This window comes from Thiobacillus thioparus DSM 505 (assembly GCF_000373385.1).
Taxonomy (GTDB): domain Bacteria; phylum Pseudomonadota; class Gammaproteobacteria; order Burkholderiales; family Thiobacillaceae; genus Thiobacillus; species Thiobacillus thioparus.
In genome coordinates, this window is sequence record NZ_KB891316.1 from 1,073,274 (window position 1) to 1,093,784 (window position 20,511).

A 20,511-nucleotide genomic window follows, 5' to 3' on the forward strand; every position below is an offset into this window, starting at 1 on the left:
CCGCGATTATGCCGCGCGCAGCCTCGGCCGGGATGCCGCTTCCGGGCGCAGGCTCTGGTAGAGCGCGAGGACGGCTTCGCCCATGCGCCCCTCGCTCCAGTTCGCGGCGTAGGCCTTGCCGACCGCGCCGAGCGCCTGCGCCGCCGAGCGGTCGGCCAGCAGCGGCACCAGCGTCAGGGCGAAGCCGGCGACATCGTCGGGCGCGATGCGGCAGCCCTGCCCCTCCTGCAGCACGTCCTTCGTGCCCATTTCGGCCAGGCCGACCACCGGCACGCCGAGCGCCATCGCCTCCAGCAGCACCAGCCCCTGGGTTTCGGTTTTCGACGCAAACACAAAGACATCCGCCGCGCAGTAGCAGGCCGGCAGCTCGGTCCTGCGTTCGAGGTAGCCGACGAAGCGCACGTTGTCGGTGAGCCCGCGCTTCGCCACCGCGCGTTCGAGCGAGGCCCGCGCGGGGCCTTCTCCTGCGATGACCAGCAGCACGTCGGACACGCTGCGGCGTACTTGATCGGTCACCTGCAGCAGGAAATCGAGGTTCTTCTCGAAGGCCACCCGCCCCACGTAGGCCATCACCGGACGCTCGGCCGAAATGGCATGGCGGGCGCGGAACGCGTGGCCGTCGCAGTTGGAAAAATCGGCCCCCCGCAGCCCGGTGGGAATGATGTGGACGGGGCTGCTGACGCCATACGCCAGCAGCGCGTTCTTCATCGCCGACGACGGCGCGATCACCGCGGTGACGCCGTCGCATTCCTTGCGCGAGATCATCCGCGCGGCGGCGGCCAGCCAGGCCTTGGGCAGGAAGGGCAGGTAGTGGTGGAAGTATTCCTCGAACAGCGTGTGGTAGGTCTCGACGCACGGCAGACCATGCCGGCGCGCCCAGCGCACGCCGGCGCGGTGTGCCAGGAAAGGCGTGTGGATGTGAACGAGGTCGAAGTCGGCGGGATCGAGCGCCTCCAGCGCGGCGGCCAGCGCGCGCGGATGCATCAGCCGGTCTTCCGGGTCGCGCGGGATGGGCCAGCCCGGTACCCGCACGATGCCCGCCTCGGCGGCCGCAGCCGGGTAGTCCGGCGTCACCAGCACGCTGCTGTGGCCCGCTTCGGCCAGCACTTGGCGCAAGGTTTGAATCGACGTGGATACGCCGTTGACGCGCGGGAAGTACACGTCGGACACCATCAGGATACGCACGGCAGGTTCTCCTTGCCGGAAAACCTCCGTTGTATGGCAGGACGGTTACAGGCTGATGACGCGGCGCCTAGAGATCGATGCCGGGCTGCGCTTTCACGCCGGCACGGAACGCATGTTTCTCGTCGGCGATGACAGATACCGTGTCGGCCAGCTCGATCAGCGCGTCGGACGCGGCGCGCCCGGTGACGATCACGTGCTGCATCGGCGGCCGGTTGGCCAAGGCGTCGAGCACGACGTCGCTGTCGAGGTAGCCGTAGCTCAGGAGGTACGTCAGTTCGTCGAGCACCACCAGCTGATACGCCGGGTCGGCCAGCATGCGGGCGGCGATCGCCCAGCCGCGTTCGGCCGTGGCGATGTCTTGCTCGCGGTTCTGCGTATCCCAGGTGAAGCCGTCGCCGGTGACGTGCCACTCGACCCCGGGCTGACTGCCGAGAAAGGCCTCTTCGCCGGTGTCGGTACGGCTCTTGATGAACTGCACCACGCCGACCCTCATGCCGTGGCCGAGCGCGCGCGCCATCGTGCCGAAGGCCGAGGTGCTCTTCCCCTTGCCGTTGCCGGTGATGACGAGGAGCAGGCCGCGTTCGTCGGTGGCGGCGCCGATGGCGGCATCGATCAGGGCTTTTTTACGTGCCATGCGCGCGGCATGGCGGGCATTGCGGTCTGCGGATTCAGTATTCATGGCGAGACGGGGAAGCGGGTACAGAGGACAGCATAGAGCAAACGTCCAGGGGCAATGTACCCTATCCGCGGTTTCAGGCCGGCGCCAGGCCGGGGAATGGATGTAGCGCGGGCGTATCCGGTCGCGCGATGAAATCGACAATCGCCTGGGCGCCCGAGCCCTGGATGCAGGCATCCACATCAAAGGCCGCGCGGATACACGAGGACGTCAAGGTCGACGCGGTCGGGCCATAGGCAAGCAGCCGGCCGCCACGCATGATGGCGACATGGGTGGCATAGCGCGCCGCCAGGGTCAGGTCGTGGATCGACGCGATGATCAGTCGGCCATCGCGCGCCAGCGCGGCCAGGCGCGCAACCCCGTCCATGGCATGTTTTGGGTCCAGGCCGGAAAGCGGTTCGTCGGCGATGACGATCTCCGGCTCGCCAACCAGCGCCCGCGCCAGCATGGCCCGGGCCAGTTCGCCGCCGGACAAGGTGGTGGCGGGCTGACCCGTTTTATGGCTCAGGTCGCACAGGGCGAGCGCCGCCTCGACCTTGCGCCATGCCGCCCTGTCCAGATCGCCGAAAACAGGGATCTGCGGCATGAGTCCCAGGGCCACCAGACGCTCGACGGCCACCGGCCACTCCACCCGGGCATTTTGGGGAATATAGGCGCGGCGACGTGCAAGCACGCGCCGGTCGATGGCGCGGATGGCTCGGGCGTCGAGCCGCACCTGGCCGCGAGACGGCCGTTCCAGGCCGCTCAGCATGCGAATGAGCGTGGATTTTCCGGCGCCATTGGCCCCCAGCAAGGCGACGAACTGTCCGCTCTCACATATAAGGTCGATGTTGCTGACGAGGCTGCGCCCGGCAATGTCGTAACTCACGTTATCGGCGTGCAGGACGGTCACGGCGACAGCCTCCGCAAGCGCAGGACCAGCCAGAAGAAGAAGGGGGTGCCGATCAGGCTCGTGAGCACGCCAAGCTTGAGTTCCGCGCTCGTGGGAATCACGCGGATGGCGATGTCGGTCACCAGCAGCAGGAGGGCGCCGAACACGGCCGACGGCAGAAGAATCCGGCTGGGTCGATACCCGACGAAAGGGCGGACGAGATGGGGCGCGACAAGCCCCACAAAGCCGATGGCACCCGCCATCGCCGTGGCCGCGCCGACCGAAAGCGCCACCCCGGCCAGCGCGAGCGCCCGCAGCATGTTCAGGTTGACGCCCAGACTCTCGGCCTGCGCTTCGCCCAGCGTGAGCGCATCAAGCCCGCGCGGCGTGGCCGCCAGGCATAGCCAGCCTGCCAGGATGAAGGGCGTACACAAGACGATCTGGCTCCATTCCCTCTCGGCGACCGATCCCAACAGCCAGGTGGTGATTTCATACGCCGCGTAGGGGCTGGGCGCGAAATTCAGGGCCAGGGCCAGCCCGGCAGCCGCCAGGCCCGACACCGCCGAACCGGCCAGGATCAGCGTCAGCGTCCCGCTACGTCCGAACAGAAACGTCAGCGCGCCCGCAGCCAGCGCACCCGCTATGCCCAGCAGCGGCGTGACCAGGGCAAACCGGGCGGCCAGACCGAAATAGATCGCGATGACCGCACCCAATGCCGCGCCCCCCGATACGCCGAGCAGCCCCGGCTCCGCCAGCGGATTGCGCAACAAGCCTTGCAGCACCGCGCCCCCGAGGCCCAGCGTCGCGCCAACCATGAGCGCCAGCACGGTACGGGGTATGCGCAGTTCGGTCACGATCAGCCAGGCGAGATTGGGTTTGGGCGCAGCCAGTCCGTCAAACAACACGACGGGCGGCAGCCAGACCTTCCCGATCACCAGAGATGCGCCGGCCGCCGCCAGCAGCAGGGCCAGCATCAGCGGCAGGGGGGCCTGGGGCGGCCTTACCATCGTAGCCTTCCGGCTGGAAGTTCGCGGTACAGGTTACGCAGCGCGATCGCCGCATCGGCCGATTGCGGCAGGCCGCACGCATAGGCGGCATCCGGATAGGCGATCCTGCGCCCATGCCAGTATCGTTCGATCAACGGATGCATGGATTGCGCATCCTGCAAGGAGGGACCCGACCATCGGGTTTCGCCTTGCAGGATGGCATCGGGCCAGGCTGCCAGCAGCGCTTCCAGCCCGAAACTGCCGTAGCGGTTGTCGAGAAGGCGGGCGGCGATATTGTCGGCACCGGAAGCCGCGATGATCTCGTTTGTCAGCGTGCCCCTGCCTGGCACGGCCTGGCTACCGCTCCAGGCGACGACCCGCAGAGGCCGGGCGGGTTGATGGGAGGCGAGCCACGCCAGGTTCCCGTCCATCTCCGCCAACAAGACATGCGCCCGGCCGGGTTCGCCCACGGCCTCGCCAACCTGACGGACGATCCGGCGGATATCCGCAAAGCTGTGGGCCGCTTCGACTTCGACCACGCGTGCGCCCACCGCCTTCGCCAGCTTGCGGGCCATCGGCGCGGAATCGGTGCCGGCAAGAATCAGATCCGGTTTTTGCAGCAGGATCTCCTCGGCGGTTCCGTGGTTGACGGCGACACCCGTGTCGGCCCCCGGCAACAGGGCCTCGACCGCATCGTGGGCCAGGTAGGTGATCGACGCGATCCGATCCTTGGGCACCATCATCAGGAGCAGCACATCGTTGCACAGCATCATCGACATGATCCGGGCCGGCTTCCGGGTCGCGACCGATGCGGGCAATGCGCCGGATGACGCGCCGTCCGACGGCAGGTCTTCCGTCCCCGCGGCAGGCCCACAAGCCGGAAGGAGCAGACATGCCAGCGGCAGGCACGCCAGCCGCCGACACACGCTTGCCGCTTTCAGCGACAGCTCATTCTTCCTCGGCGTGGTCATGATGCGCGCGCCACGCGGCGACCAGGTCGCCCGGACTGCGTTGTGCGATCCGCCGCAGGGTCAGGCGGGCGACCGCGCGGCCGCGTCGGGTAGTCGGCCAGGCGAACGCATCAGGCCGGATCCCCGACGCGACGGCCGCTTCGACGCCAGCACGGATACGTGCCTCGCCCGGCACGCCATGGCGATCCAGCAATTTCCGGAAGTCGGCGTCCAGTTCGGGCTCGAACGGCACGCGCCGCCCGAGCGCATCACGCCAGGGCGAACGCGGGTTGAACATCAAGACCGGTTGAAATCCGCGCGGGATGGGCGCGTTCGCATCGTGGGTCCGTCCCGACTGGATGAGCTGAGGCAGAAGGTGCGTGTGCGGACCTTCCGGGCTCTCGCCGTCGGGCGGCGGAATGGCGGCAAAGACCTCGATCCTGCCGGCAGGCGAGATCAGCACACGATGGGGCTGGGCACGCATGACGTCGGCCATCAATGTGCCGCCATGGGGGCCGAATACGTCCTGGTTCTGCAACGCGAGCAACGTGTCGATCAGGCGCGTGTCGCGGGTCCGCAGGCAGAACCGCACGTGACCGATCCCGGCCCCCAGGTCGAAGATCGCGGCATCCCGGTCCTCCTCGCGCACTGCGTCGGAATCGTGTCCCAGTGGCTGGATGACGCCCCGCCGCGCACCGTCGGGAATCGGCAGGCAAAAGGCCAGCGAATGCCCCCAGCTTTCCCCGTCGCCCGACAGGGTATCGTAAGCCAGCATGTGCGGCTCGACATCCAGGTTGATCCGGATGGCGGCACGCGCCGTATACAGGCATTGCTCGCTTGAGGTGATCGTCCGCGTGGCGGGTTCGTCGTCATCCCGGACAAATTCGCCAACCGCGCCAAACGTACCGATGCTCCAGCCATGCCGCGTATCGTTCAGCAGCCTGCCGACCAATGTCGCATAGCTGCCGGTGTATCGATGCTCAATACTCATTTCGCCCGGCATACCCACTCCCGATTCCTGACAAAGCGTTCCCGATCCTGGATGACAGGGCAGCTCGGACAGAAACGGCGGCGGAAACCCTTGTGCTGGAGGCAGCACGCCTTGAGTATCTGGCATACCTCCGAACGATCACCGCTTGCGATCACATACGTTTCCGGCAGCGCACGCGCCAACTCCGGATGCCGCGCCAACAGGGCGCGGGCTGCCCTGACCGCACGTTCACGGTCGCCAAGCAACTCGCCTATCGTGGAAAACTGGGCCAGCCAGGACGAGGCCAGCATCGACCACAGGGCGTGGCGGGAATAGCCGGACCAGCGCCGCAGGCTTTCCAGTACCGGTTCGCTGAACGCCAGGAGACTGGCGAGCACGTCGGGGCCGGCCTCGGCCGGATTGCGGCCAGCCAGGATATCGGCTCGTCGGACCCAGATGCCCTCGACCAGAGTGGACGCGGAAAAGCGCAGCGCAAAATCATGGATGCGCAGCGTCCGCCGCTCTGCCAGATAGGCCGCAATGATGGGGCCCGCCGCCCAGCCATGGCGCAACAGCAGGGAAGCCGCGGCCGCCCGCCTGTTTGCGCCGAAACCGGCGTCTGCCAGGCAGACGATGAAATCGGCCAGCGCCCCGTTCTCCGGCGTCATCAATGCGTCCGCATGGATCCAGCCGTCCGGGTCGGACGGATCCAGCGTGACCCTGAGCGCGCCGGTCAAATGCGACAGTCGATCGAGCAGTACCGGTACCGGCAAATCCGGCTGGGAAAGGGCTTGCATCATCTCGCCGCTATGCCGCCACATAGTGCCCGAAGCCTTTGCTGGTCTGGTCAAATGCCTCCGGTTCCCGGCCGAGATAACGAAAGGCGATATCCCGCCACATCGACAGCCGCGACCAATCCGGCCGCTCGGCAAGCCGGTCCCCTGGCAGTACAAAAGGATTGGCGAAATAGATGGTCAGCATGGACACGCCCGCCGCGTTGCGCATCTCGAATCCCCAACTGTTGGGCGCCCCCCGGTCATCCAGTGTGCGAAAGATGCTGGCGTTCGCCGGACGCAACCCACGCATCCGCGCCTCGCGGTCCGAATCCGCATCGGGGGTGTCCGATCCGATGCACAGATGGAAGTGAGGACCGCTGAACCCGATCGTCAGGAATTCGCCGTCCCGCTCAATCAAGTCGGGCGCACAAGGACATGTCCACTCATACGCCGCGCCACTGACAGACGGGCCAAAAATCAGCTGGTCCCAATAGCACAGGAACGTATCCGCAAGAAAATCGTGAAGCGTGTCCGGATCGGTCGGCATCGGCCAGCGATGAACGCGCGGCTTCCCCGCTCTATCCCGTTCGATGATGGGTTTGCGCCCCCCACGCTGCTTTGCCATTCCTACTCCTTCCGGTTTACCGCCCACCGCAACCTCGGTCTCAGAAACCAAGAGGGTGTTCAAGGCAGTGCCACTTCAAACGCACTTACCGGCCCGTACCCGCCGCCGGAACAGCCATATTAAACAATAAAAAATGTTTTTTCTAGAAGAAATGATCATTAATTCATCAATGCTCAAATAAACAAAATGTCTATTCCAATATATTGATTTATATGAATTTAATTTTTGATATATCACAAATAGCGAAAAACTATGGTGCTCATAGCTTTCTGTTATTCGCGGGTTGATTTGACAGAATTGATTAAATAAACAAGAATTCGCCAATCAGGTGCCAGAAATGATCTTCTATCGCTCTGGATAAACGGGAATCAGGTGCGTGGCGTAACGCCACCATGCCTGGGCTGCCCCCGCAACGGTAAGCGTTAAACGGTGCATCACACACGCCACTGGATTCGTCCGGGAAGGCGATGCATACGGCGCGAGCCCGGATACCGGCCTGAACCCCGCTTGGCCTACGCCACGCGGCGGATCGTGCAATGTGCCCGCGGGGAATCGGGCACCCAACCGGAAACCATCATGCGTCAAACCTCTCTCGCCCTTGCTCTCGCCACGGGCTTCGTGATCCCCGCCTACGCGGAAACCCTGCCGGAATTCGTTGGCGATACCATCGTGGTCACACCAACAGGCTACTCACAAAAACTCGCGGCCCCCCTGCAACACACTACAGTCATCACGCGTACCGATATCGAATCATCCAGCGCTAGCGATCTGCCCACTCTGCTGCGCCAGGAGTCCGGCGTGGAAATCACACAGAGCGGCGGCATCGGCACACAAAGCGCGATCCGCATTCGCGGATCGGAATCCGATCATGTACTGATTCTTATCGATGGGGTTCGCGTCAATTCAGCCAGCGCTGGCACGACCGCCATCGATCAAATACTGCTGGACGAAGTCGAACGCATCGAGATCGTGCGCGGCAACGTATCAAGCGTGTATGGCTCAGAAGCCATCGGCGGTGTGGTACAAATTTTCACTCGCCAAGGCGATGGACAAATGAAAGTTTCCGGCCGCGTTGGCTTGGGTACAGACAACACCCGAAAACTGGCATTGGCCATTGGCGGCTCTCTAAACGATACACGCGTGCACTTCGGCGTATCCCACATGCAAACCAGCGGATTCTCGAGTGCGCGTGCCGAGTTCATACCAAGCCCCCTCGTTTTCGCACCAGCCGACACAGATAATGATGCCTACCGCAACACCACGCTCAATCTGGCGTTGTCACATCGCCTGCAAGCCGGTCATGAAATTGGGATTACAGCTTTCCAATCGAACGGCAACATCGAATTCGACGGCACATCAAGCAACCACAGTGACCAGACTCTCACGGCTTTATCCATATACAGCGACAACCACTGGCTACCAGGCTGGCATAGCCGTATGCAGGTTTCCCAAGGGATTGACGATCTGGTATCTGATTTCAATGGCGTAGCAGGCGACCGTTTTAAAACTCGAAATAGCCAGTTCACGTGGCACAACACCGTAGACGCAGGACCCGGCGCGTTGCAGTTGGGTATCGAAGGATTGTGGCAACGTTTCGATACCAACCAAATCTATAGTGATGACGCCCGTCATGTGAACAGCGCACTCGTCGGATACACCTTGGCTGCTGGGGCACACGACTTACAATTGAATTTGCGGCATGATCAGTACAGCGATGTCGGCGGCGCAACGACTGGGTTGGTTGGCTACGGCTATCGACTGACACCCACGCTGCGGCTGTCGGCGAACGTGTCCACCGCCTTCCGTGCACCCACCTTCAATGAGCTGTACGGCCCGTTCGGCAGTAATCCCGCTCTCAACCCCGAGCGCGCCAGAAGTGGCGAAGCCGGCCTCACCTATAGCGGTGCATATGGGCTGGCGCGCGTCACCGCCTTCCTCTCTCGCACCCGCGATCTCATCAATTTCGTTTTCGTTCCCCCGAATTTCATCGCCACCAACATTGATCGCACTGAAAACCGGGGGGTCGAGTTTTCGTGGCAAGGTCGTCTGGCTGGCCTGGATGCGCGGGGAGCGTTAACGCTACAGAATCCCGAAGATGTCGCGACCGGGCTGGGCCTGCTCCGTCGCGCCAACCAATTCGGTAGCATCTCACTGGGCAGGGATACGGGTGCATTCAACTGGCGGGCCGAAGTACTGGCATCCGGCCCCCATCCCGACATTCATGCCACAACGTTCGATCGCATCACCGTGCCGGGCTATGCGGTACTCAATTTGACGCTGAACAGGAAACTCGCGCGCGAATGGACACTCACCGGGAAGCTACAAAACTTGCTGGATAAGGACTACACATTGGTACACGGCTACAACACGCAAGGGCGCGCACTCTTCGTCGAGTTGGCTTACGCACCGAATTAAGGCTTTGCGAAAGTCCCTGAGCATAAATATCCGCCAGAATCGAAACTCGATTACCGGAATACGCTCAGGGCATACCACTGCCAGTCCATTTACCACTGGACCGCATCGATATTCAGTACATCAACAGTAGAAAACTGATCCCGACATACCGCGATTGACCGGCCGCACGCCGCCCCCTATAGTCGCGCCATGCACGCCGAACTCGATATCCTTGAAGCCAAGATCCGCCAGGTGGCCGAGCTGTGCCACACGCTGCGGCAGGAAAACATCGCGCTACGCCAGCAGCTGCTGGCGGCGCAGCAGGACAGTAGGCAGCTGACGACCCGCCTGGATGCCGCCAGAACACGCCTGCATGCGCTGCTCGATACTTTGCCGGAGGACGTGTGATGGCCGGCCCCCGTTCGATCGAAATCAATATCCTTGGCCGCGCTTACAAGGTGGCGTGTTCGCGCGAGGAGGAATCGGCCCTGATCGCGGCGGCCGATTATCTCGACGAAAAAATGCGCGAGATCCGCGAGAGCAGCAAGGTGATCGGCGCCGAGCGCATCGCCATCATGGCGGGCCTCAATCTGGCGCACGACCTGCTGACCCAGGGCGGCGGCGGTCTGGTCGAGGAAGCCCGCACCCGGCTGACCCACTGCAACGCGCTGCTCGATTCCGTGCTGGAAGACCAGGACACGCTCTTCTGATCCGATCCATTCCCGGCCCCGGCCCCTCCGCGCGATGGGGCAGCCACCCCCTTTTCGATCCCAAAATGGAATACACTAAGGACGCTCCCTGCGGTGTTCGAGGCTGGTTGCAATTTCTCTGAACCAATGCATACGTGCAAGGCTGCGGTCTATTCCGGTGCAGGTGTGCGCGTGACACGTCTCATGTGCCCAAAGCGCCTTTGATTGCGGCCGTCTTGGACCCAGGTTCAAGAGTCCGCAGCCAGTCACGGCACAGGCGGGGAGCCCTTTCACTCGATGGACAAAACCACCCTCCGCCGCCAATTCAAAGCCGCCCGCAGCGCGTTCAAACCAGCTGAGCGTCGGCACGCCGCGCGCGCTTCCCTGCGCCTGGCGCTGCGCCACGGGCTGTTGCTGCGGTCCCAACGGATCGGCTTCTATCTGCCGCAAGGCGGCGAATTCGACGCCCACCTCCTGCTCAACCAGGCCCTCTGCATGCAGCGCGAATGCTATCTGCCTATCCTGCCGCGTCGCGGCCGGGTGATGCGCTTCGGCCGGGTGGGCCGCAACACGCGCATGCAGCCAAACCGCTACGGCATCCCCGAGCCGCTGGATGCCAAGCCGCTGCGCGCGCGTCAGCTCGACCTGCTGCTGATGCCGCTGGTGGGGTTCGACAAACAGGGCTACCGGCTGGGCATGGGCGGCGGCTACTACGATGCGACGCTGGCGTTCATGCGTCACCGGCGGCTGTGGCGGAAACCGCGGCTTATCGGGATTGCCTACGAGTGCCAGCAGGCGGAGACGCTGCCGCACGATCCGTGGGACATGCCGCTCGACGCGGTGTTGACCGAGCGCCAGCTGCACCGCTTCATTTCAAACCTTCCCTGACGCGGGACCTAGTCGCCCAGATAGGCCTGGCGCACTGCCGGATTGGCGGACAGCTCGGTAGCCGGGCCGCTCAGCGTGACGGTGCCGTTTTCCAGCACATAGCCGCGCGCGCAGGTCTTCAGCGCCAGATGCGCGTTCTGTTCGATCAGCAGCACGGCCACGCCGTCGGCCGCAATCCGGCGGATGATGTCGAACACCGCCTGCACCATCAAGGGGGCCAGTCCCATGCTCGGCTCGTCCAGCAGCAACAGGCGCGGACGCGCCATCATCGCGCGCCCCAACGCCAGCATCTGCTGTTCGCCCCCGGACAGCAAGCCGGCAAGCTGTGCGCGGCGTTCGGTCAGGCGCGGAAGCAAGGCATGGACCTGGTCGAGATCGCGAACAATCTCGGCGCGATCGCGCCGGGCGTAGGCACCCATCATCAGGTTCTCGGCGACCGACATGCGCGGAAACACGCCGCGTCCCTCGGGCACCAGCGTCAGACCGCGCCGCGCCACCTCGTGCGCCGGCAGCCGGGTGATCGACTGGCCGTCGAAATGCACGCTGCCGCCGTGCGGTGCCAGAAGGCCGCTGACGGCCTTGAGCGTGGTGGTCTTGCCCGCGCCATTGGCACCGATGAGGCAGACCATTTCGCCCGGCGCCACCTCCAGGCTGAGTTCGCGCACCGCGTGGATGCCGCCGTAGGCAACCGACAAGCGGTTGATCGCCAGCAATGCGCTCATAGCGTTTCGTCCCCAAGGTAGGCAGCGATGACTTTGGGATCGCGGCTGACCACGTCGGGCGTGCCTTCGGCGATTTTCACGCCGTAGTCGAGCACCGCCAGCCGGGTGCACAGCCCCATCACCAGCTTCACGTCGTGCTCGATCAGCAACAGCGTCAATCCGTCGGACTGCAACTGCAGCAACAGTTCGCGCAAGGCCGCACGCTCGGCCGGATTCATCCCGGCGGCAGGCTCGTCGAGCGCCAGCAGCCTCGGTTCGGTCGCCAGCGCGCGGGCAATCTCAAGCCGGCGCTGATCGCCGTAGGGCAGATTTTTGGCCAGGTGATGGGCGTGTTGCGCAATCCCCACGCGCTTGAGCAAGGCATGGGCACGTTCGCGCGAATCGGCTTCCTCGCGACGCGTGCCGGGCAGGCGCAGCACCGCGCCGACGACGCCGCTGCTGGTGCGCGCATGACGGCCGACCAGCACGTTCTCGAGTGCGGTCATTTCCGCGAACAGGCGGATGTTCTGGAACGTGCGGGCCAGCCCGGCGCACAGCACCTGGTGCGGCTTGCGGCCCTCGATCCGCTGGCCGTTCAGGCGGATCTCGCCGCGGTCGATCGAATACAGCCCGGTGAGCGCGTTGAACAAAGTGGTCTTGCCCGCGCCATTGGGGCCGATGAGGCCGAATATCTCGCCCGTGTGAACCTGCAGCGAAATATCGGAGAGCGCCTGCAAGCCGCCAAATGCCTTGTTTACGCCGGAAACCGTCAACAGCGGAGTCGATCCTGCATCGGGTTTGCCCGATGGGGAGGGAGCAGCCTTGGGTGCACTCATCCCTGCGCGTCGGCGAATTCGCGTCGGCGGCGCGTCGAGGGCAGGAGTCCGGCGGGACGGTACAGCATGACCGCAACCAGCGCCACGCCAAACAGCAGCATGCGCAGATCCGCCGGGTCGATATAGATCCGGCCGAACAGGTTGCGCTGCCAGTCACCGGTATAACGCAGCGCCTCGGGCAGCAGCGTCAGCACCACCGCGCCGAAGATCACGCCGGGAATATGTCCCATGCCGCCGAGCACGATCATGCACAGGATCATGATCGACTCCATGAGGTTGAACGATTCGGGGCTGATGAAGCCCTGGAAGCTGGCAAACAATCCGCCCGCCAGGCCGCCGAAGGTGGCGCCCATGGCAAAGGCCAGCAACTTCAGGTTGCGTGTGTTGATGCCGGTCGCAGCGGCGGCGATCTCGTCCTCGCGGATGGCGACCCAGGCGCGACCGATGCGCGAATCCTCCAGCCGCATCGAAATGAAGATCACCATCAGCGTGAACAGCAGGAACAGATAGTAGGTGAGATGGATGCCGGTGAAGGTATAGCCGAAGAGTGCATGCGACTGGCTCAGGTCGAAGCTGCCGAGGCGTACCGGATCGATCAGGTTGATGCCTTGCGGACCGTTGGTGATGTTGACCGGCGCATTCAGGTTGTTCAGGAAAATGCGGATGATCTCGCCGAAGCCGAGCGTGACGATGGCGAGGTAATCGCCCCGCAGCCGCAGGGTGGGCGCACCCAGCAAGACGCCGAACAGCGCGGCCAGCGCGGCGCCCAGCGGCAGGACCGCCCAGAACGGCAGGTGCAGGCCGAAATGCGGGCTGGAGAGCCAGGCGTAGACGTACGCCCCCAGGGCATAGAACGCGACGTAGCCGAGATCGAGCAGCCCGGCGTAGCCGACGACAATGTTGAGGCCCAGCGCGAGCATCACGTAAAGCAGCGCAAGATCGAGCAGCCGCACCCACGAGCGCCCCAAGCCGGCGTCGACCAGGAAAGGCAGCAGCGCCAACCCCAGCGCCAGCAAGCCGAACGTCAGCCAGCGTGACCGTGTTTTATTCAAACTAAGCGCGCTCGACAACACGCGCTCCCAACAGGCCCGAGGGACGGAACACCAGCACGGCGATCAGCACGAAGAACGCGAACACGTCCTGGTAATTGCTGCCGAGGAAGCCACCGGTCAGATCGCCGATGTAGCCCGCGCCGAACGATTCGATCAGGCCCAGCAGCAGGCCGCCCAGCATCGCGCCGCCCAGGTTGCCGATGCCGCCCAGCACCGCCGCCGAGAAGGCCTTGAGGCCGAGCAGGAAGCCCATGTAATAGTGCGCCAGGCCGTAATATGCGCTGACCATGACCCCGGCCACCGCCGCCAGTGCCGAGCCGATCGCGAAGGTGGCGGCGATCACCCGGTTGACGTCCACGCCCATCAGGCTCGCCACCTGGCGCGACTGTGCGGTGGCGCGCATGGCCCGGCCGAGCCGGGTTTTCTGCACCATCAGGATCAGCAGCAGCATGATGGCCGTGGCCAACAGCAGGATGGCGATCTGCACGTCGGTGATCGACGCGCCGTAGAGCGTGTGGCGGCCCTGCGGCAGGATGGCGGGAAAGGGGATGTACTGCTTGCCCCAGATCAGCATGGCGACATTCTGCAGGATGATCGACACGCCGATTGCCGTGATAAGCGGGGCCAGGCGCGGCGCATGCCGCAGCGGCCGGTAGGCGACACGCTCGATCACGAGGCCCAGCGCCACGCACACCGGAATCGCCACCACCAGGCCCGACGCCAGCACCAGCACGCCCGGCAGCCCGGGGGCCGCCAGCGCCAGGGCGCCGATCACGGACAGTGCCACCATCGCTCCCATCATGGTGATCTCGCCGTGGGCGAAATTGATGAGTTCGAGTATGCCGTACACCATGGTATAGCCCAGCGCCACCAGCGCGTAGACGCTGCCGAGCACCAGGCCGTTGATGAGTTGTTGCAGGAAGATGTCCATCTATGCGCCTGCTGAGACCCGGTTGAGTTCAGTTCAGCTTACTTGCCGCTTTGCACGGTTTCGAGCGTTTGCCACTTGCCATTCTTCACCTGATATAGCGTCACCGCACCGCCGGCGAGGTCGCCCTTGGCATCGAAGCGAATGTGGCCGGTCACCCCTTGATAATCGGTCTTCGGCAGTTCGGCCAGATACTTGGCGGGGTCGCTGGAGTCGGCGCGTTTCATTGCGGCGATCAGCACATGCATGGCGTCGTAGGCATAGGGGGAATAGTTCTGGATCTTGCCGTATTGGGCTTCGAACTTGGCCTTGAACGCGCTGCCACCTGGCATCGCGTCGAGCGGCAGGCCGGGGTTGGACGCCATCGCGCCCTCGGCGGCGGCGCCAGCCAGGTCGATGAAATTGGGTGTCTGCGCGCCATCGCCGCCGAGGAATTTCGCCTTCATGCCGAGCTGTTTCATCTGCTTGATCATGGGTGCGGCCTGCGGATCCATCCCGCCGAAGAACACCAGGTCGGGTGATTTGCCCTTGATGGAGGTGAGGATCGCCATGAAGTCGGTCGAGCGGTCGGACGTATATTCGCGTGCCACCACGTCGCCGCCCGCCGCCTTGGCCGCTTTCTCCACTTCGTCGGCCAGGCCCTGGCCGTAGGCGGTACGGTCGTCGATGATGGCAATGCGTTTCGCGCCCAGTTTGGTCACCGCGTAGTCGCCCAGCACGGTTCCCTGCTGCGCATCGTTGGTCATCACGCGGAAAGCCGTCTTGAATCCGGACGCCGTGTAGGCAACGGCAGTGGCCGACGGTGAAATCTGCGGAATGCCGTTATCGAAATAAATCTTGGAAGCCGGGATCGTGGCACCCGAATTGAGGTGGCCGATCACGCCGACCACGCCTTCGTCGACCAGCTTCTGCGCCACGGTAGCGGCGGTTTTGGGATCGGCTGCGTCATCCTCGCTGCGCATTTCGAGCACGACCTTCTTGCCGCCCAGCGTGAGCCCGGCGGCATTGATTTCGTCCAGCGCCATGCGCGCGCCGTTTTCGTTGTCCTTGCCCAGATGCGCCTGCGGGCCGGTGAGAGGGGAAACCTGGCCGATCAACACCACCTGGCTATCGCCATTCTGCTGCGGCTTGTCGCCACATCCTGCGACCAGCACTGCCGCTGCCATCACCCAAGCCAGCCTTTGACCCGTCATCTCGGTCTTCCCCGCAATCAAACTGAAACGTGGAATTTATACCACAAAGCCAGCGGCGACCGGCTTTCCAGCTGCCTTGAAAGCAAAGGCCGGCGTAAACGCCGGCCTTTGCTTTCGATCGGGATCGTTCGCCGAAAATTATTTCAGGGTCAGGATCCAGGAAACGATCTTCTCAGCGTCTTCGTTGCTGACCTGCGGGTTCGGCGGCATGGGAATCTGGCCCCAGACGCCCTTGCCGCCGGCTTTCACCTTGGCGACCAGATGGGCTTTCGCACCCTTGTCGCCCGCATATTTCTTGGCGACATCCTTGTAGGCCGGGCCGACGATCTTCTTGTCCACGCCATGGCAGGACAAACAGGCGTTCTTCTGGGCCAGGGCCATGGCCGCGGCCGGGTCATCCGCAGAGGCTGCTACGCCGGACATCAACAGCAGCGCAGCAGACGCTGCGGTCATCATCAACTTGTTCATCATTATTACAGTCTCCGTGGAAGTCGGGTTGGGCGCGTTTGAGACATCATCGCGTCTGCAATATTAAGGGAAATACCTTTCCACGCAAGGCAGGGGCTTGGGTATTTGCTACCAAGCCCCGGGGGTAGAGTTATTCGCGTTCAATCAGTTCGCGGTAAGCATGCCAGCTGGCATGCCCCAACCACGGGAATATCACCGCCATCGCAATGAAGTCGGTTGCCATGCCGATCACGACCAGACCCGCGATCAGCACGCCCCACAACAGCATCACCGGGAAGTTCAGCCGGGTCGCCATGAAACTGGTGACCAGTGCCGTGGCGAAATCGACCTTGCGGTGCAGCAGCATGGGCAGCGAGACCACGGAGAAACTGAACACCATCAAGGCCAGCATGCCGCCGAACGCCAGGTAGGCCAGTACGAAATCGGTGTGCTGCTGCACCGCGGACAGGCTCAGCAACTCGGACAGGCCGCCGATGCCCGACCCGTTCAGGAACAATCCGACCAGAATGGCCGAGAGGCGCTCCCAGACGGAAAGCACGAATACCAGCGTCAACGCAAACAACCCCAGCGAAGCGGGATTGGCGCGCCACGACAGCAAGGGAACGAAGAGGCTCGGCAGCTTGTGGTGGTGCTCCAGGCGATGGCTGACGCAATAAAACACCGTGGCCAGCACCGGCGCGATGAAGAGGAAACCCGAGGTCAGCGCCATCGCAAGGTGCGGCTTGTCTTCCGCCGCATGCACCAGGCCGTATCCCAGCAGTGCAAACACCACGCCATAAAAGAGGCTCAGCGGCCACGCCTTGGCCATGTCCTGCGCGCCCGCGCGCAACCAGTGGAAAGGCTGCTCGAACGTCACGCTGCGGATTGCCGGCAGATCCATGCGCGCGGCCTGCGGATGGAAAACCGGGTGTTCAGTATGTGTGCTCATGCTTGCTCCTGATGACAGACAGACTGTTTCTTTGATAGCAGGCGGCGGCACGGGTTCCTAATAGCAAATACTGATACAGCCCTTATTCCAGAACGCCATCCAGGTCGGTCACCGGCGGCTGGCAGGCGGTGCCGCTGCATATCCAGGCCGTGGGATGATCGGACGCCGGCTTCGCCAGCGCATCGGGCAGGGTCAGACCATTAGGCAGGCTCAGCATCAGGTCGTGTGCGCCGAGTTGCGGTGTCAGCGCGCGCGTCCACGCCTTCAAGGCGGATGCCGAGCCGCGCAGCAGGATCACGCGCGGCGGCACGAGGGATTCGGCGAGCACGGCCAGCAGCGTGGGATACGCGATCGGCTGCTGGATCAGATGCGCATGAAACATGTTCAGGCAGCGGGCGCTGGCGTCGAGGTAGCGCATCTCGCCGAGCAGATGGCCTAGCCGCTGCAGGGCGAAGGCCGCCACACCGTTGCCCGAAGGCGTCGCGTTGTCGTAGCCGGGCTTGGGACGCGTGATGAGCGCCTCGTGGTCATGACTGGTGAAGAAAAAGCCGCCCGCGTCGGCATCCTCGAAATGCATCAGCAGCGCATCGGCAAGCTCGCGCGCCCAGATCATGTCGGCTTCGCGATAGCCCGCCTGCAGGCTTTCCAGCAGCGCATCGAGCAGAAACGCGTAGTCGTCGAGATAGGCGTTCAGCCGCGCCTCGCCGTGCTTGGTGCTGGCAAGCAGGCGCCCGTCGCGCCACACATTCCGATGCAGGAAATCGATCGCATCCTGGGCCGCATCGATCCAGTCGGGACGCGCCATCACCCGCCCGGCATGCGCCAGCCCGGCGACCATCAGTGCATTCCAGCTGGTGAGCTGCTTGTCGTCGCGTCCGGGACGCACGCGCGTCTCGCGTGCGGCAAACAGCTTGGCCTGCGCATTCGCCAGCCGTGCCGCGGCGGCTTCGCCGGTCAAGCCCAGTTCGGCCGCGACCTCGCCCAGCGGGCGCGCCAGAACGGGGTTCCAATGCGCGTTCTCGAAATTGGGCGGTCCATCGAAACCGTATACCGGCGCCGCCACGGCGTATTCTTCGGGGAGCAGCCGCGCCTGGACCTCATCGGGCGTCCACACGTAGAACCTGCCTTCGTGGCCTTCGCTGTCGGCATCCAGCGCCGAATAGAAGCCGCCCTGCGGCGCGCGCATTTCGCGCAACAGCCAGCCGACGATGCCCTCTGCGGTGTCCTTGAACAAAGCCTCGCCGGTCAGCGCCCAGGCGTCGGCATACAGGTGCAGCAACGGGCCGTTGTCGTAGAGCATTTTTTCGAAGTGCGGGATGACCCACTGCTCGTCGACGGAGTAGCGACAGAATCCGCCGCCGAGCTGATCGACCACGCCGCCCGACGCCATCTTGCGCAGTGAGAACAGCGCCATCTCGCGCGCCTGCGCATTGCCGCTTCTTTGCGCCTCCCGCAGCAGGAAGAACAGCTCGCCGGGGCGCGGAAACTTGGGCGCGCGCGAAAAGCCGCCCCACACCGGATCGAAGGCCTGCGCAAGATCGCGCACGGCTTGCCCGAGCGGCGCATCGGTCAGCGCCTCATGCCTGCCCCCATCCGGCTGTTGCTGCGCGAGCGCGGCGCGTACCGCTTCGTTCTGCGCCAGCACTTCGCCGCGCCGCTCGTGCCAGGCGCGCGCGACGTTTTCCATCAGGTCGATGAAGCCGGGCAACTGATAGCGCGGCGTCTTGGGGAAATAGGTGCCGGCGAAAAACGGCGTCTGGTCAGGCGTCAGAAACACCGTCAGCGGCCAGCCGCCGCCGCGCTGGGTCAAGAGCTGATGCGCGGTCTGGTAGATCTGGTCGAGGTCGGGCCGCTCCTCGCGATCAACCTTGATGTTGACGAACAGGCGGTTCATCACCGCCGCCACTTCGGCATCCTCGAAGCAGTCGTGCGCCATCACATGGCACCAGTGACAGGCCGAATAGCCGATCGACAGCAGGATGGGCTTGTCTTCGCGGCGCGATTTCTCCAGGGCTTCCTTGCCCCACGGGTACCAGTCGACCGGGTTGTCGGCATGCTGCAGCAGGTAGGGACTGGGTTCGGTAGCAAGACGGTTGGGCATGGCGGCAAAGCCTCGCAGGCTAATAGTTGATTAAATCAGTCAACAATTGTACGCTTGCTGCAATCCCGAACAAAAGCAGGAGCCCCCATGTCCCAGGAATTATTCGCAGCCGCCCAGTCAGGCGATGCCACGCAGATCAAAACCCTGCTCGAGGCCGGCGCCGATCCTGCCGCGGTCGACGAGGCCGGCGAAACCGCATTGATGCACGCCGCACACGGTGGCCATGTCGCCGCGGTGCAGCTGCTGATCGCCGCCGGTGCCGACGTCAACGCCAAGTCGCCACAAGGCTGGACGGCGCTTGCCAAGGCCGCCTACAACGGCGAAACCGAGCGCGGCTACGTCGAGGTCATCGAAGTGCTGCACGAGGCGGGCGCCGCGCTCGACGAACGCATCTTCTTCGGCATCACGCCGCTAATGCTGGCAGCGGGCGGCGGCGATGCCCCGGTCGTGGAATGGCTGATCAACACCGGTGCCGACGTGCTCGCCGCCAATGACGGTGGCCGCACCGCACGCATGATGGCGAACGACAAGTTCTACGTGGATGTGATCAATCTGCTGACCGAAGCCGAACGTCAGCTCGGCGTATCCGAAGACGGGTCGTGCTCGTCGACCAAGAGCGTGGTCAAGCCGCAGGTGGTCAATCTGATGAAGCCGACCACGCACTGACGCGCGTGGTGGCCGGGCCGATCAGCGGTCCAGCCAGGCTATCAGATCCTGCCACTGTTCGACATCGCGCTCGGCGATGTGATGCGGCAGATCGAACAGGCTCTTGCCCTCGAACGCGGCGTTGACGTAGTGCTGGGTGTTGCGCAGATGCGCGAGCACCGGCAGATCCTGCTGGGCCATGAACTGTTCCAGCGTGACGCCGGCACGGGTACGCGGGTCGACACGCATCCCCACCACGCCGACGAAGGCATGCCCTTTGCGTACCGCCTTTTCGGCATGCAGCGCGGCGAGGAAATCCTGGCTGGCGCGAATGTCGAACAGCGACGGTGCGATCGGCACCGCCACCTTGTGCGCCAGCTTCAGCGCGCGTTCCAGGCTCTTCCCATGCAGCCCGGCGGGCGAATCGATCACCAGCCAGTCGCTGTCCGCCTTCTGGCCTTCGCGCATCAATTCGATCTCCGGCAATGCTCCATCGCGCATCGCCAGCCACTGGGTGGCGGACTTCTGCCGGTCGAGATCGAGCAAGGCGACGCGTTGACCCTGCGCCGCCAGATAGCCGGCGAGGTTGGTCGACAGCGTCGTCTTGCCGCTGCCGCCCTTGGGATTGGCCACCAGAATCACGCGCATG

At 64.1% G+C, this 20,511-nt stretch carries 22 protein-coding genes, 1 other RNA gene and 1 riboswitch; of the genes, 6 read left to right on the forward strand and 17 right to left on the reverse strand.

Annotated elements, in window-relative coordinates; translation table 11 throughout:
• Nucleotides 1-6 precede the first annotated feature (6 nt).
• The 8 genes from B058_RS0105465 to B058_RS0105505 form a co-directional block, all read right to left on the reverse strand.
• Nucleotides 7-1,185, reverse strand: coding sequence for a glycosyltransferase (locus B058_RS0105465; protein ID WP_018507476.1), 1,179 nt, complete (start codon nt 1,183-1,185; stop codon nt 7-9).
• Between the two features lie 67 nt (nt 1,186-1,252).
• Nucleotides 1,253-1,864 (reverse strand): cob(I)yrinic acid a,c-diamide adenosyltransferase, encoded by a 612-nt coding sequence (cobO, locus tag B058_RS0105470; protein WP_018507477.1) that lies wholly within the window; start codon nt 1,862-1,864, stop codon nt 1,253-1,255.
• Nucleotides 1,865-1,937: 73 nt separating this feature from the next.
• Entirely contained in the window at nt 1,938-2,753 is an 816-nt protein-coding gene (locus B058_RS16490; RefSeq protein WP_018507478.1) for an ABC transporter ATP-binding protein, read from the reverse strand.
• A complete protein-coding gene (locus tag B058_RS0105480; protein WP_018507479.1) occupies nt 2,750-3,739 on the reverse strand; it encodes a FecCD family ABC transporter permease in 990 nt (329 codons plus the stop codon). Before B058_RS0105480 ends, B058_RS16490 begins: the two co-directional genes overlap by 4 nt.
• A complete protein-coding gene (locus B058_RS17245; protein WP_081616725.1) occupies nt 3,733-4,689 on the reverse strand; it encodes an ABC transporter substrate-binding protein in 957 nt (318 codons plus the stop codon). Before B058_RS17245 ends, B058_RS0105480 begins: the two co-directional genes overlap by 7 nt.
• The gene (locus B058_RS16500) at nt 4,667-5,671 is read right to left on the reverse strand and encodes a DUF6925 family protein (protein ID WP_018507481.1); all 1,005 of its coding nucleotides are present in this window, start codon (nt 5,669-5,671) and stop codon (nt 4,667-4,669) included. The genes B058_RS17245 and B058_RS16500 overlap by 23 nt, the downstream gene beginning before the upstream one ends.
• The gene (locus tag B058_RS0105500; RefSeq protein ID WP_157265511.1) at nt 5,656-6,435 is read right to left on the reverse strand and encodes a hypothetical protein; all 780 of its coding nucleotides are present in this window, start codon (nt 6,433-6,435) and stop codon (nt 5,656-5,658) included. Before B058_RS0105500 ends, B058_RS16500 begins: the two co-directional genes overlap by 16 nt.
• 10 nt (nt 6,436-6,445) lie before the next feature.
• The gene (locus B058_RS0105505) at nt 6,446-7,039 is read right to left on the reverse strand and encodes a DUF7676 family protein (protein WP_018507483.1); all 594 of its coding nucleotides are present in this window, start codon (nt 7,037-7,039) and stop codon (nt 6,446-6,448) included.
• A gap of 309 nt (nt 7,040-7,348) precedes the next feature.
• A riboswitch (cobalamin riboswitch) is annotated at nt 7,349-7,553 on the forward strand.
• Here B058_RS0105505 and B058_RS0105510 point away from each other — a divergent pair.
• The 5 genes from B058_RS0105510 to B058_RS0105525 all read left to right on the forward strand — a co-directional run bounded on the left by B058_RS0105510 (nt 7,547) and on the right by B058_RS0105525 (nt 11,010).
• Complete coding sequence (locus B058_RS0105510) at nt 7,547-9,454, forward strand: TonB-dependent receptor domain-containing protein (RefSeq protein WP_018507484.1); 1,908 nt, start codon at nt 7,547-7,549, stop codon at nt 9,452-9,454. It overlaps the preceding riboswitch by 7 nt.
• A 189-nt stretch (nt 9,455-9,643) precedes the next feature.
• Nucleotides 9,644-9,841 carry a hypothetical protein gene (locus tag B058_RS0105515; RefSeq protein ID WP_018507485.1) on the forward strand — a complete coding sequence of 66 codons (198 nt, stop codon included), beginning with the start codon at nt 9,644-9,646 and terminating at the stop codon, nt 9,839-9,841.
• Complete coding sequence (locus B058_RS0105520; RefSeq protein WP_018507486.1) at nt 9,841-10,143, forward strand: cell division protein ZapA; 303 nt, start codon at nt 9,841-9,843, stop codon at nt 10,141-10,143. Before B058_RS0105515 ends, B058_RS0105520 begins: the two co-directional genes overlap by 1 nt.
• Before the next feature lie 82 nt (nt 10,144-10,225).
• Nucleotides 10,226-10,410, forward strand: a non-coding RNA gene (gene ssrS, locus B058_RS17450) — 6S RNA.
• A 9-nt stretch (nt 10,411-10,419) separates the two neighbouring features.
• Nucleotides 10,420-11,010: a 5-formyltetrahydrofolate cyclo-ligase gene (locus B058_RS0105525; RefSeq protein ID WP_018507487.1), complete on the forward strand. Its 591-nt coding sequence runs from the start codon at nt 10,420-10,422 to the stop codon at nt 11,008-11,010.
• 8 nt (nt 11,011-11,018) lie between these two features.
• Here B058_RS0105525 and B058_RS0105530 read toward each other — a convergent pair whose 3' ends face one another.
• The 8 genes from B058_RS0105530 to B058_RS0105565 form a co-directional block, all read right to left on the reverse strand.
• A complete protein-coding gene (locus B058_RS0105530) occupies nt 11,019-11,732 on the reverse strand; it encodes an ABC transporter ATP-binding protein (protein ID WP_018507488.1) in 714 nt (237 codons plus the stop codon).
• Nucleotides 11,729-12,547, reverse strand: a complete 819-nt coding sequence (locus B058_RS0105535; protein ID WP_081616726.1) for an ABC transporter ATP-binding protein — start codon at nt 12,545-12,547, stop codon at nt 11,729-11,731. Before B058_RS0105535 ends, B058_RS0105530 begins: the two co-directional genes overlap by 4 nt.
• On the reverse strand, nt 12,544-13,599 hold the full coding sequence (locus tag B058_RS0105540; protein ID WP_051082013.1) for an ABC transporter permease subunit: 1,056 nt from the start codon (nt 13,597-13,599) through the stop codon (nt 12,544-12,546). Before B058_RS0105540 ends, B058_RS0105535 begins: the two co-directional genes overlap by 4 nt.
• A 1-nt stretch (nt 13,600) precedes the next feature.
• Nucleotides 13,601-14,530 (reverse strand): branched-chain amino acid ABC transporter permease, encoded by a 930-nt coding sequence (locus B058_RS0105545; protein WP_018507491.1) that lies wholly within the window; start codon nt 14,528-14,530, stop codon nt 13,601-13,603.
• Nucleotides 14,531-14,568: 38 nt separating this feature from the next.
• Nucleotides 14,569-15,720, reverse strand: a complete 1,152-nt coding sequence (locus tag B058_RS0105550) for a branched-chain amino acid ABC transporter substrate-binding protein (protein ID WP_026240679.1) — start codon at nt 15,718-15,720, stop codon at nt 14,569-14,571.
• A 138-nt stretch (nt 15,721-15,858) separates the two neighbouring features.
• Nucleotides 15,859-16,191, reverse strand: a complete 333-nt coding sequence (locus B058_RS0105555; RefSeq protein ID WP_018507493.1) for a c-type cytochrome — start codon at nt 16,189-16,191, stop codon at nt 15,859-15,861.
• 127 nt (nt 16,192-16,318) lie between these two features.
• A complete protein-coding gene (locus tag B058_RS0105560) occupies nt 16,319-17,116 on the reverse strand; it encodes a DUF2189 domain-containing protein (protein ID WP_018507494.1) in 798 nt (265 codons plus the stop codon).
• Between the two features lie 82 nt (nt 17,117-17,198).
• Nucleotides 17,199-19,217 (reverse strand): thioredoxin domain-containing protein, encoded by a 2,019-nt coding sequence (locus B058_RS0105565; protein WP_018507495.1) that lies wholly within the window; start codon nt 19,215-19,217, stop codon nt 17,199-17,201.
• An 87-nt stretch (nt 19,218-19,304) separates the two neighbouring features.
• Here B058_RS0105565 and B058_RS0105570 point away from each other — a divergent pair, with 87 nt between their 5' ends.
• A complete protein-coding gene (locus B058_RS0105570; protein ID WP_018507496.1) occupies nt 19,305-19,883 on the forward strand; it encodes an ankyrin repeat domain-containing protein in 579 nt (192 codons plus the stop codon).
• Between the two features lie 21 nt (nt 19,884-19,904).
• On the opposite strand, the gene B058_RS0105575 is transcribed toward B058_RS0105570, so the two are convergent.
• Nucleotides 19,905-20,510, reverse strand: coding sequence for a ParA family protein (locus tag B058_RS0105575; protein WP_018507497.1), 606 nt, complete (start codon nt 20,508-20,510; stop codon nt 19,905-19,907).
• Nucleotide 20,511 lies beyond the last annotated feature (1 nt).

Excerpts from the sequence above, each read along its gene's own strand:
- cobO (WP_018507477.1), bottom strand. The coding sequence starts at position 1,864 with ATGAATACTGAATCCGCAGACCGCAATGCCCGCCATGCCGCGCGCATG.
- B058_RS0105480 (WP_018507479.1), bottom strand. The coding sequence starts at position 3,739 with ATGGTAAGGCCGCCCCAGGCCCCCCTGCCGCTGATGCTGGCCCTGCTG.
- B058_RS17245 (WP_081616725.1), bottom strand. The coding sequence starts at position 4,689 with ATGACCACGCCGAGGAAGAATGAGCTGTCGCTGAAAGCGGCAAGCGTG.
- B058_RS16500 (WP_018507481.1), bottom strand. The coding sequence starts at position 5,671 with ATGCCGGGCGAAATGAGTATTGAGCATCGATACACCGGCAGCTATGCG.
- B058_RS0105500 (WP_157265511.1), bottom strand. The coding sequence starts at position 6,435 with ATGCAAGCCCTTTCCCAGCCGGATTTGCCGGTACCGGTACTGCTCGAT.
- B058_RS0105505 (WP_018507483.1), bottom strand. The coding sequence starts at position 7,039 with ATGGCAAAGCAGCGTGGGGGGCGCAAACCCATCATCGAACGGGATAGA.
- B058_RS0105515 (WP_018507485.1), top strand. The coding sequence starts at position 9,644 with ATGCACGCCGAACTCGATATCCTTGAAGCCAAGATCCGCCAGGTGGCC.
- B058_RS0105520 (WP_018507486.1), top strand. The coding sequence starts at position 9,841 with ATGGCCGGCCCCCGTTCGATCGAAATCAATATCCTTGGCCGCGCTTAC.
- B058_RS0105525 (WP_018507487.1), top strand. The coding sequence starts at position 10,420 with ATGGACAAAACCACCCTCCGCCGCCAATTCAAAGCCGCCCGCAGCGCG.
- B058_RS0105530 (WP_018507488.1), bottom strand. The coding sequence starts at position 11,732 with ATGAGCGCATTGCTGGCGATCAACCGCTTGTCGGTTGCCTACGGCGGC.
- B058_RS0105535 (WP_081616726.1), bottom strand. The coding sequence starts at position 12,547 with ATGAGTGCACCCAAGGCTGCTCCCTCCCCATCGGGCAAACCCGATGCA.
- B058_RS0105545 (WP_018507491.1), bottom strand. The coding sequence starts at position 14,530 with ATGGACATCTTCCTGCAACAACTCATCAACGGCCTGGTGCTCGGCAGC.
- B058_RS0105550 (WP_026240679.1), bottom strand. The coding sequence starts at position 15,720 with ATGACGGGTCAAAGGCTGGCTTGGGTGATGGCAGCGGCAGTGCTGGTC.
- B058_RS0105555 (WP_018507493.1), bottom strand. The coding sequence starts at position 16,191 with ATGATGAACAAGTTGATGATGACCGCAGCGTCTGCTGCGCTGCTGTTG.
- B058_RS0105560 (WP_018507494.1), bottom strand. The coding sequence starts at position 17,116 with ATGAGCACACATACTGAACACCCGGTTTTCCATCCGCAGGCCGCGCGC.
- B058_RS0105565 (WP_018507495.1), bottom strand. The coding sequence starts at position 19,217 with ATGCCCAACCGTCTTGCTACCGAACCCAGTCCCTACCTGCTGCAGCAT.
- B058_RS0105570 (WP_018507496.1), top strand. The coding sequence starts at position 19,305 with ATGTCCCAGGAATTATTCGCAGCCGCCCAGTCAGGCGATGCCACGCAG.
- B058_RS0105575 (WP_018507497.1), bottom strand. The coding sequence starts at position 20,510 with ATGCGCGTGATTCTGGTGGCCAATCCCAAGGGCGGCAGCGGCAAGACG.